Raw genomic sequence first — 11,205 nt, 5'->3', positions numbered from 1 at the left:
TATACCTAGTAAATGATGCGGACCGTAGCTCTAAACTTTTTGAAACACTAAAAGTATGGTCTTTAGTACTGGGAATTGATTTTATCATATCTATTTCATATTTCATTTGGCCACGAGGAAAATAGTTATTTTACATAGAAGTAAGTAAAATATCTTAAAAATAATGAATGTTTTTTCTTCAACTAACCAGAGTTTTCGTTAAATTTTCGATTCACGAAATATCAAACCGAAAAGACAGATTTATCCTACACATTTTGTAGATTAAATCTGTCTTTTAGTTTTAACAGCAACAATCTTTGAGAAAACAGCCAATTTTAAAAAATGATTTGGAGGGGATAATTTGCGAAAAGTAGAAGTAAGTTCGTACAATGAGAAATGGATTCAAATGTTTACGGAAGAGGCTGAAAAACTGACTCTTATTTTCGGGAATGAAATCATAGATATTTACCACATAGGTAGTACCTCTGTGCCAGGGTTAAAAGCTAAACCAATAATCGACATAATGCCTGTTGTTAAAGATATTAACAAGGTTGATAAAAATAATATAGAAATGCAAGAAATTGGATATGAGCCTAAAGGTGAATACGGCATAGTTAATCGTAGATACTTTCGAAAAGGTGGGGACAATCGCTCTCATCACGTCACATCTATCAGATTGGAAGTTATGAAATAAAAAGGCACTTGGCATTTCGAGATTATTTAAAATCGCACCCAGATGAAATGAAGAATTATGGAGAATTAAAAGAAAAATTAGTACAACAATTTCCTAATGACATTGAATCGTACATAAAAGGTAAAGATTATTTTGTTAAAGATAAAGAACTAAAAGCACTGGAATGGTATGAAGATATTTAAAATAATTCATAAAATAATGGATTATGTAATACTAAGATTAATGGCTGTCATTAAGAGTTTAGTGAAAAAGACAGTCAGTTTCAAATTAGTAAAAAAAGCGTGTTTTGATCAAATTTTTTCAAAACACGCTTTTCTATTTGCTCTTTTATTAAGTTTTATTAAGTTAATTTAATCAAACTTTATTCAAGGGCTACTCCATTAACAGGGTATCCGTTTTGATAATAATATAAGTATGTCCAAGATTTAGAGATTACTTGCCAATTAACTCAAAGTTTTTGACCAGAATATTTCTTTAGTACAGGTAAAGAAAAGTTCCCCTTTCCAATGATATCAATCAGCCTTGTTCCAAACCATTGGCAAATCAGGGCATACATGATCACTTTCCAATCGATCACGACACCGGCAACAAGTAATATCAAACTATTAATCCAAAATAATATGCTTCCGGGAGGTCGCTTTATAAAAGATGATATAATAAGAGCTAAAATATCCATTCCTCCTGAAGAAGCCCCCATTTTAAATAAAATTCCCACACTAAAACCGAATAAAAAGGCTCCAATTACTAAATCGATCCATACATTTCCAATAGGATGATGGATGTGTGGAGAAATTATATGGATAGTGAAGGCAGCTGAGCCAACACAAAACATCGTCCACACTGCCTTGCTTGTTCCGAGCCACTTGAAGGCTACGATTACCATCACTGCGTTTAATATCCAAATGCTCGTTGCATATGGCACATCCCACATGTAATTTAATAACACACCTATTCCGGCTGCACCACCGGATGGAATGTAATGAGGAAATAAGAAAATAGACATTGCTGCTCCTTGAATGGCAGAGGCTAATGCAAGAATGATAATTTTAAATAAATGTTGCGACAAAACTACTACATCTCCTTGTATTTCACAGTATTTCTCTTTTGCTATACTTTATATTAGTTCAATCATTAAGTGAAATATAGATTAGTGATAGTTATAATTAGAAATATTTATGATTAAAAAATGGCCATAGAGGGGACTTGAAGATCATTAGGCTGCTTAGACAGGTCCTTTTTTAACGAGCTAACGGGGCATGTTAGCTCAACAAGAAACACTGAATTAAGCCAATTAGTAATCTACAAAAGCCTCATGTTCTCATACATAAAATCTTCCTCAAAAGGTTTAACGATATAAAATATAGAATTACTAATTAAAACCATTTAGTTAGGAGGGTAGTTATGCATAACTTATCAGGAAAGGTTATTCTCATCACAGGCGCAAGTTCAGGAATTGGGCTTGCCACGGCTGAGTTGATGGCATCAAAAGGGGCTAAAGTAATTATTAATTATAATACAAACGTAAAAGGTGCCATGGAAGCCGTTCAACGTATTAAAGAAAAAGATGGTGACGCCATTGCAATTCAAGCAAATGTTATTAATAAAGAAGAAGTGAACTCAATGGTTGAACAAGCTATTTCTTCATTTGGCACAATTGACGTTTTAGTTAATAACGCTGGGGGTGGAATCCGCCAAAGTACATTTATGGATTTGAGTGAAGAGCTATTGGAAGAAACATTTAAATTAAATGTAAAAAGTGTTCTCTTATGCTCCCAAGCTGTATTAAGACATATGATTCCGAAAAAAGGCGGAAAAATTATTAATGTATCTTCTGCGGCTGCACGTATTGGCGGGGCAGGAGAAAGTATTCATTATGCATCTGCTAAAGGGGCGATAAATACAATGACGATTGGAATGTCCAGAGAGCTAATAGAATATGGAATTATCGTGAATGGGGTAGCACCTGGAATGGTAGCAACACCTTTTCATGAAAAATTTGCTCCTGGTGATAATCGACTTGAGCGTATGGCTTCATCTGTACCTATTAAACGGGCTGCTACACCTATGGAAATAGCAGAGGTAATTGCCTTCCTTTCTTCCGATGCTTCAAATTATATCCTCGGAGAAATTATGAATGTTAGTGGTGGGAGATAGTTAAAAAGTAGAATTTTATTTGGAATTTTAAGTACGTTAGTAGTTGTCTATTACATCCTTTACTTTTTTTCGAATAATACATTTTCTTGAACTAAAGGTGCAGTATGTGCAATAAAAAATAAAATATATTTATAATGAAATATCAGAAATGATTTGCAAAGCTTCATATTATAATAAATATGGTATAAGGCTTTTACTTATCAAAGAAAGAAGGGTTAATAATGATACAATCTGTTGTACATATTGCTTTGGTTGTTCAAGATTATGATGAAGCTATTGAGTTTTACACAAAAAAACTTGATTTTACGTTAATTGAAGATACGTATCAACCAGAACAAGATAAACGATGGGTAGTAGTATCCCCACCTGGTTCGTCTGGAACTACAATATTACTTGCAAGGGCTTCAAAACCAGAACAAACATCTTTTATTGGAAATCAAGCAGGGGGAAGAGTTTTTCTATTCCTTGGGACAGACGACTTTTGGAGAGACTATAATGAAATGATAGAAAAAGGAATAGAATTCGTTCGAGAACCAAAAGAACAATCATATGGTATTGTTGCTGTATTCAAAGATCTATACGGAAATGTATGGGATTTAATTCAATTTGAAGAAGGTCATCCTATGTATCAACGAGTAAAATAAACTAAACCTTTAGAGCACTAAGTACTTATATATTTTTATAGTGTAGAATAGATTTAGTAAGAAAATATTTTAACAATAAATAAGTTTAAACTGAATCAAAAATAATATGAAACCCTTCAGAATTGCTTTATCTGAAGGGTTTTTAATATTTGAAATCGTATATAAAAAATTTTTCGATTTGCAATAAAGCGATTACTTCCTTAAAACTAACAATTTCTAGCTAAATATTTACCTACGAAAATACCACTAGCTGCTGCTTGTGATAATGAATGAGTAACTCCTGAACAATCTCCAATTACATATAATCCTTGAATATTTGTTTGGAAATTTTCGTTAGTTTCTATTGTTGGTGAATAAAACTTTCCGTCCATACCATAAAGCAATGTATCCTCATCAATGGCTTCACCAATAAATTTTTCTAAATGGTTTAAAAATCCCTGCAAGATTTGAATATATAGTAAAGGAATTTCTTTAGTTAAGTCCCCAAATTCAGCTTTTAATGAAGGTTGAATTCGATTATTATACATACTTTCTTTTGTTGTGGACTGTCCTTCTCTTAAATCTCCAAACCGTTGTACTACAATACGATCTGTTCCTTTATTTATTTCACCGATAATCTTATGTGCATACATATTTGCTTCTTTAAGAGTAGAAAAATACATTGGAGTGAACAACGTAAAATTCAAGTTAGAAGTTCCATTCATTTGCTCTCGAAAGTTTTGACCATCTGGCATGACTAAACCTTCTTGATATTTACGAATGATTCTTCCTTTAGGATTCATGCAATAAGTACTTGAAATGATATTTTCATGTGCATAAGCAAGTTTTGTTTCAAAGGTATCTTCCAAAATTGAACGTAGCTGTTGTTCTGCCATTTCAACTCTAATACCCAAATCTAAACGAGTTTTACCTTGCTTAACGCCTAGACTAGAACATTGTTTTTTTAACCAATCTGTTCCGGATCGACCTGTTGCAAACACTACTTGCTGAGATTGGATAACACCTTTATTTGTAATTAAAGTAAAAGAATTATTATCTTTTGTTATATCTTGCACATCCACCTCAAATTGAATATCTATCTTGCTTGATAAAACTTTATATATTTGTTGGAAAATTTTTGTTGAAAGTGACGTGCCTAGGTGCCTTACCTCGGTAGTTAACATCTGTAAGTTACATAATTGGGCTCTTTTTGAGAGTTCTGTATTAGCTGTGGAATATTTTATAACCGAGTCTCCACCGTAACGGCATAAAATTTCATCAACTTCATCCATTAATTGTTGAAGATTCTCTCTACCTACTTTTTGCTCTAATTCGCCGCCAAATTCAGTTGAATAATTAAACTTTCCTTCTGATTTACCCAAACCAGCAAAACCAAAATATTTCTCACACATATTACATTTGCATGTTTCGCCTCGATCCAAAGGACAATTTCTCTCCTCTATAGATTTACCTTTTTCAAGAATTAATATCTTTTGATTACTTTGAGATAAGGTATATGCTAAAAAAACACTACTTACACCTGAACCGATAACTGTAATATCATACATCCATTTACACCTTCTTTAATTAATAAGTAATAAGAGTATTTTATAATACGTGGATTGTCTATACAAAACTAAATAGTTTTTTAAGGTGTAAGAACTCGTGTATTCAAATGTTACGTTACTCAAATAAAGATATTGAAAAAAAGGAAGTAAGAATTGAAATGGGACTTGTTCTTGAAATATAAAAGGAGAGCACGTAATTATCGTGTTCTCCTAAGAAACTATATATTATTTACTTTGGGTTTGAAGTGCTAATTTTACGCCTAGACCTATATAAACGAAACCAACAGCCTTTTCAATCCAACGCGAACCATTGTTTGATGTCTTAGTAAAGATTTTTTCACCAATAAAGCTTGTAATAATTGCTAACAAAATTGTATACAAAGCGCTCATCACAACAAAAGTAACTCCTAAAATCAATAATTGTACAGTGATCGATTGGCCATTATGTTGAACAAACTGTGGTAAAAACGCTAAGAAAAATAATGCAGTTTTTGGATTTAAAATTTCCGCTAAAAAACCTTGTCGGAACGAAGAACTTCCCGAACTTTGTTCAACAGTTGGTTTTTCTAGTTTTTGTGGTTTTGCTAGGAGCATTTGAATACCTAAATACACAAGGTATGCAACACCTATATATTTCACCACTTCAAAGGCAGTGGCAGAGTTCATTAAAATTGCTGATAAACCTAATACAGCCGCTAACGTATGAACTAAGTCACCTAGTCCAATGCCTAATGCAGTGAAAATACCATTCTTTTTACCACCTTTTAGTGTTTGCGTAATGGTAATAATAACTGCAGGACCAGGAATTAAAAATAAGAGAAGAACTATTGCAATAAAAGATAACATGTATACCCATCCTATTCTAATAAACTAAACATTCACTTAAGAGAATAATAAATTGACTTAATGAATGCAAAAAATATTATATGCTATCTGCTATATATCTGTCGATAACGAAATACTGAAAAGAGAAGTAGGAATAACTATTTTTAAAAATCAGAAAATATTTTGATTATATTTGTATAATGTTTTATATTATTGATTAAATATTACTTAGTTAGAGAATAGACTCCAATTAATATTTCAAGTCACATCCATGGGAATGTGGCTTTTATTTCGTAATTCAAACGTAAAAATAGTACCAACTACTAATATTTAATGATAGAATTAGGTGATAAAAATTTTGGAGGTTTTTTTGATGCTAGATATTCAACAAATACAGGAAGTTATTAGACATCGTTATCCTTTTCTGTTAGTGGATAGAGTAATGGAATTAGAAGAGGGGAAGCGAGCGGTAGCCATTAAAAATGTAACGATAAACGAAGAATTTTTTAATGGACATTTTCCTAATTATCCAGTGATGCCAGGTGTGTTAATCGTTGAAGCATTAGCTCAAGTAAGTGCAATTATTATGCTCACAAAAGAAGGCAATCAAGGAAGACTTGGATTACTGGCAGGTATTGATAGTTGTCGCTTTAAAAAACAAGTTAAACCTGGTGATCAACTGCGACTTGAAGTGGAAATTACGCGCTTAAAGGGTGCCATTGGTAAAGGGCGAGGAATTGCAACGGTTGACGGTGAAATAGCTTGTGAGACAGAGCTTATTTTCGCATTTGGAAGCTAAGCCATTCCATTTAAGAGTACTGCAAAAATACAATGCAGTACTCTTGTTCTTTGTGTAAAGGATTTTTAAAGTATTTGTTGAATAATATAATAAATGGATGACTTCGAAATGGAGGTGGTTTCATGAACTATCCCTTAGCTCTATATATAGCAACTTGTATCATGCAATTTATCATCCTCGTAAATGTTACAATATTCAACAGTCAATGGAATGGGATTATGATGTGGCTATGTACAGGAATATTTATTATTTCAACGGCGGTTTTCATTTCAAGCAGATCAAATAAAAGAAGTTCTAATGAATAAAAATCCTAAATAAAATAAGACGAAAGAGTTGATAATCTCAAAATCAACTCTATTTTTTTACGTAAATAACTAAGGTGTCATGCCATTTCTATATGGAGACTTAATTCAGTGACGAGTCGAATGTTTAAAAAGTTGAACGCTATTGAAAATACGAGAGGTGAAATAATTGGCGGCAAAACTGGTTAAACAGAGCAAGCAGGCTTATGTTTAGCAAGTCTAGCGACAATTAAAGGCGAGGAGTATATTTTAGTAACAGTAGGTGCTAAAGGTGACTCACGAGAGCAGTTCAATATTACGGATGCATTAGCTGTATATCGACAACTTTACTAAGGAACTTTATGTATGTTTCCCGCAGATACTAAACTTACATTAAAATTTTTATCCAAAATAACATACTACCTTTCTATCCCTTCATATAATTTAAATATCTGAAAAATTTGGGTGACTATGTTTTGACTATAAACGAGTTTTCTATTCTTAATAAGGTCATTAAATCAGGTAAACCAGAATGAGAGGATGAGGGGTTTGAAGCATCCCGGCACAAATGTTTTTGAAAATAAAGAGGAACTATTCATACCTGAAAAAGCATTAGATAAAGATTTTTGTGATCGATTAGTGAGAAAAATTCATAAAAATATACTGAATGAAAATATAACAAACGATGTTTATATGTCATATTTCGTGATTTTTGATCAACAATATAAATTGAAAGAAATTCGATATTTACTAGATGTTTTAAAATTACAAGCAAATGAAATTATTAGATCTAAGCCGATTTATATTACATTGTGTGGTGTTATATTATCTTTGATCACAATAATTGCCTCTGCCATCAATACTAAACTGATGATTGGGATTTCACTTGTCCAAATAGTTGCAATAGCAGTTTTGAGTTTTAATGTAGCTATCTTGTTTATTTCCTATAAAATTGAAAAAGAATATAAAAAAATATATGAAGTCATCAAATTAATTGATTATTATTTAAGTTTTTATAAATAGCTAATTTCAAACATCAATTTCTAGGGGTGTGAAAAATGTGCAAAGTAATATAGATCAATTACACTTTTGGATAAATAAGGTGCCAGAAGAGTTTCGTCAAATGTCTGAAATGGAAATTTCACAACGACCAGCACCTCAAAAGTGGTCAAAAAAAGAGATATTAGGCCATTTATGTGACTCTGCTATTAATAATCTGGAAAGGTTCATAAAAATACAATACGAAAAGGAACCTTTTGTATTAACTCCATATGATCAAGTACAGTGGGTAAAAATCCAAGGATATCAAGAGTTATCGATTGATGAAATATTGAATTTATGGGTGAGCTTAAATAAAAAAATTTTATATGTTATTTCCAATATCCCTGATGAAAAGCTGGCTCTTCCATGTGATATTGGAAATAACCAACTAATGACTCTGCAGTGGCTTATCCAAGACTACCTTGAACATATGGAACATCATTTGAACAAACAGATTTTGGGCAGTTTGAATAGTAAGTAACATGAATCGCAAATCAATCGTTGATAGGGCCTACGTTTTAATCCCAAAATCACTAAATGGAAAACCTCTAAATTTTTTTACTTCAAAGAATTCTGCAACAAAAAATCAAAAAAGAGCATTTTTTTTAACATTCCTCAAATAATAAGGTACTAAATATTTTTTTGAGGAAGTGAAGAGTTGAAAAAAATTCTGTTTTTATTACCAATTTTCCTATTAACTGTCTCCTTTTTTTATGTAAAAGTCAGCGCAGAAACATATGAACATAAAGGGAGAAAGTATTATGAAGAAGCAGGACAAATTGTTTGGGAAATTAATACAGATGAAAAAATTATTGCCCTTACCTTTGATGATGGTCCACATCGAAAGTACACAGCTCAGATTTTAGATGTGTTAGCCAAATACAAAGCGAAAGCAACTTTTTTTATTGTTGGTCAAAATGCGAAAAAAAATCCCGAGGTAATAGCAAGAATGTATGAGGAAGGCCATGAACTAGCTAATCATACATTTACGCATCCTCTAAGAACGAATGTCCCGAATTTAATAAAAGAAATAAATCAAACGAATGACGTCATTCAGAACATTACAGGATTTAAACCTACTTTATTCCGACCTGTTGAAGGACAATATTCAGATGCAATGATTGAAGYGATTGCTAAAGAAGGATATAAAGTGGTTATGTGGTCATGGCATTTAGATACATTAGATTGGAAAAGCCCAGGTACGAATAGAATTGTTACCACTGTGTTAAACGGTGTCAAAGAAGGAAATATCGTTCTTTTTCATGATGGAGGCGGAAATCGCCATCAAACTGTGCAAGCAATGGAAAAAATTATACCTGAACTTGAAAAGCAAGGATATCGATTTGTCACAGTTTCTGAATTACTCGAAGTACAAAGTAAAAAAGACAAAAACAAAGACAAAGACAAAGACAAAGACAAAGACAAAGACAAAGACAAAGACAAATAAGCTTGCCGTTTCCGTAATGTAAATGTGTCACTCATTAAAAATTCAATTTGTTATTCCATAACCTGAGGTTTATTTCCGTTCTGGCTAGGCACTTTCCTGGGGTCGTCCGATGAGCCGCTTGGAGCAACGTTTTTTTGCGAGATAGCGTAGGGCTAACGTAGCGGCAGCAAAAGGGCTGCATACTGTGCAAAAGCGTAGTGCTAACGTAGCGACAGCGGCAAATGTTTTCTGCGCGAAAGCGAAGTGCTAACGTAGCGACAGCGGCAAATGTTTTCTGCGCGAAAGCGAAGTGCTAACGTAGCGACAGCGGCAAATGTTTTCTGCGCGAAAGCGAAGTGTTAACGTAGCGACAGCGGCAAATGTTTTCTGCGCGAAAGCGAAGTGTTAACGTAGCGACAGCGGCAAATGTTTTCTGCGCGAAAGCGAAGTGTTAACGTAGCGACAGCAGCAACAGCACGATGTTTTTTGTGCGAAAGCAAAGTGACAGCAACAGGATGTTGGTCACGAAGGCCTTATCACAGGACGTGATGCTTTTAGCCTTTGCTCTCTATGTGCTCGCTCCAGGTTCTCATGACGGTGATCCCCAAAGAGTCGCCCAGCCTCCACTCTAATTAACTTATGGACGGTATATCAAATATTATCTGATAATGAAAAAAATAATTTTTCGATTTACGCTAATTTATCCGTTTTTTGTGTGCGTAAAATTTATTTAGAAAATCAGACTAAAATGATTTAGTCTGATTTTTTATGTGCGCCCGGCATGCGTATGAACTATAGGGTGCAAGTCCCGAACCTCGAAGACAGAAGTAGAGGTTAGCCAAGAGCAAGGGTGTCCGTGGCGACGCGGAATCTGAAGGAAGCTGGAGGCAAAACACCGGTCCGAGGAACACGAATCTCATATAAGGCTAGGTATGATTGGATGAGTGTGCATAACAACACAAAGTCCTTTCTGTCGAAGGTCATATCGAGTAAATGAGGCGGATAGATGGTGTGAAAGTGCATGCGCTTACCCGGGGAGGTCTGATGGAAACGCAAAGTACACTTTGTAACCTACTTAGCGATAGGTAGCTGAACCATCAGAAGTCAGCAGAGGTCATAGTACCATAAATGGGAAGGACCAAACCATGAAGGAGTGTGTAATAAACTCGAATTTCACTTGATCGATGAAGCAGACAATCCAAAGATGGACTTACTTAGTGGAAGAAAAGGTGAATCCCATAGGAGACACAAAGAGGGCTGAGAATACAAGTGGCAAGGAGAGACAGAAAAGCATAACGGACAGGGAGATATAAAATCACTGTCCGTCAGACTTCATGGAACCGCCGTATACGGATCCGTATGTACGATGGTGTGAGAGGTCGGGGGTTAGTCACCCCCTCCTACTCCGATTTCTAAATAATCTGTCACATTCAATTCTTAAACAAACACTTGAACAAAAAAAGGGATAATTACCTTAATAAAAATAAATAGGGGGGGATTGACATTGTTTAAGATTGAATTGATTGAATTTGAGACTCCCACGACTAAAGTCGCAAGCCCTATACCTTACTGTATGACGGGTGGGATTCTTGAATGACTACACGTTCGCAGTCCATTTCTGTTTTGAACAGCCTTCAAGATGAGGGGATCTCATTACCCTTCCTAAGACAGTGCATATAGCATCCTAGGCTGATTGACTGTTACCATCAATCACAGGTGCATATCGAATATTCATTGCACCGACTAAATCACGATGTTTTTCGAATCCACATTTACACTTATATATTCTATCTTGTGCCTTATTCTTTTCGGAAC

10 protein-coding genes and 1 pseudogene are annotated in these 11,205 nt (G+C 34.1%); 7 read left to right on the top strand and 4 right to left on the bottom strand.

Going from position 1 to position 11,205, the window contains the following annotated elements:
• Positions 1-340: 340 nt before the first annotated feature.
• Positions 341-855 (top strand): annotated as a pseudogene (locus AC1DCY_RS25870) (GrpB family protein).
• 266 nt (positions 856-1,121) lie between these two features.
• Here AC1DCY_RS25870 and AC1DCY_RS25865 read toward each other — a convergent pair.
• Positions 1,122-1,739 carry a YitT family protein gene (locus AC1DCY_RS25865; protein WP_477355189.1) on the bottom strand — a complete coding sequence of 206 codons (618 nt, stop codon included), beginning with the start codon at positions 1,737-1,739 and terminating at the stop codon, positions 1,122-1,124.
• Between the two features lie 335 nt (positions 1,740-2,074).
• On the opposite strand from AC1DCY_RS25865, the gene AC1DCY_RS25860 reads away from it, so the two are divergent.
• Together AC1DCY_RS25860 and AC1DCY_RS25855 are read left to right on the top strand one after the other, a co-directional pair.
• Positions 2,075-2,827, top strand: a complete 753-nt coding sequence (locus AC1DCY_RS25860; RefSeq protein ID WP_477355187.1) for an SDR family NAD(P)-dependent oxidoreductase — start codon at positions 2,075-2,077, stop codon at positions 2,825-2,827.
• Positions 2,828-3,048: 221 nt separating this feature from the next.
• Positions 3,049-3,471: a VOC family protein gene (locus AC1DCY_RS25855; protein WP_477355184.1), complete on the top strand. Its 423-nt coding sequence runs from the start codon at positions 3,049-3,051 to the stop codon at positions 3,469-3,471.
• Between the two features lie 206 nt (positions 3,472-3,677).
• Here the strand turns inward: AC1DCY_RS25855 and AC1DCY_RS25850 are convergent, their stop codons facing one another.
• Complete coding sequence (locus AC1DCY_RS25850; protein WP_477355181.1) at positions 3,678-5,018, bottom strand: NAD(P)/FAD-dependent oxidoreductase; 1,341 nt, start codon at positions 5,016-5,018, stop codon at positions 3,678-3,680.
• 225 nt (positions 5,019-5,243) lie between these two features.
• Positions 5,244-5,864 (bottom strand): LysE family translocator, encoded by a 621-nt coding sequence (locus tag AC1DCY_RS25845; protein WP_477355178.1) that lies wholly within the window; start codon positions 5,862-5,864, stop codon positions 5,244-5,246.
• Positions 5,865-6,216: 352 nt separating this feature from the next.
• Between AC1DCY_RS25845 and fabZ the strand changes: the two genes are divergently transcribed.
• From fabZ to AC1DCY_RS25825, 4 genes are all read left to right on the top strand, one after another.
• A complete protein-coding gene (fabZ, locus tag AC1DCY_RS25840) occupies positions 6,217-6,642 on the top strand; it encodes a 3-hydroxyacyl-ACP dehydratase FabZ (RefSeq protein WP_477355175.1) in 426 nt (141 codons plus the stop codon).
• An 830-nt stretch (positions 6,643-7,472) separates the two neighbouring features.
• Positions 7,473-7,946, top strand: a complete 474-nt coding sequence (locus AC1DCY_RS25835; protein ID WP_477355172.1) for a hydroxymyristoyl-ACP dehydratase — start codon at positions 7,473-7,475, stop codon at positions 7,944-7,946.
• A gap of 37 nt (positions 7,947-7,983) precedes the next feature.
• Complete coding sequence (locus AC1DCY_RS25830) at positions 7,984-8,445, top strand: DinB family protein (protein ID WP_477355169.1); 462 nt, start codon at positions 7,984-7,986, stop codon at positions 8,443-8,445.
• A gap of 177 nt (positions 8,446-8,622) precedes the next feature.
• The gene (locus AC1DCY_RS25825; protein WP_477355166.1) at positions 8,623-9,411 is read left to right on the top strand and encodes a polysaccharide deacetylase family protein; all 789 of its coding nucleotides are present in this window, start codon (positions 8,623-8,625) and stop codon (positions 9,409-9,411) included.
• Positions 9,412-11,074: 1,663 nt separating this feature from the next.
• On the opposite strand, the gene AC1DCY_RS25820 is transcribed toward AC1DCY_RS25825, so the two are convergent.
• On the bottom strand, positions 11,075-11,205 hold a 131-nt coding region (locus tag AC1DCY_RS25820; RefSeq protein ID WP_477355192.1), incomplete at its 5' end, for a zinc ribbon domain-containing protein.

The sequence above is a fragment of the Lysinibacillus sp. 10T31 genome (genome assembly GCF_056394365.1).
Note: the sequence above shows the minus strand (reverse complement) of the source record. Positions and strands in the feature narration are given on the sequence as shown.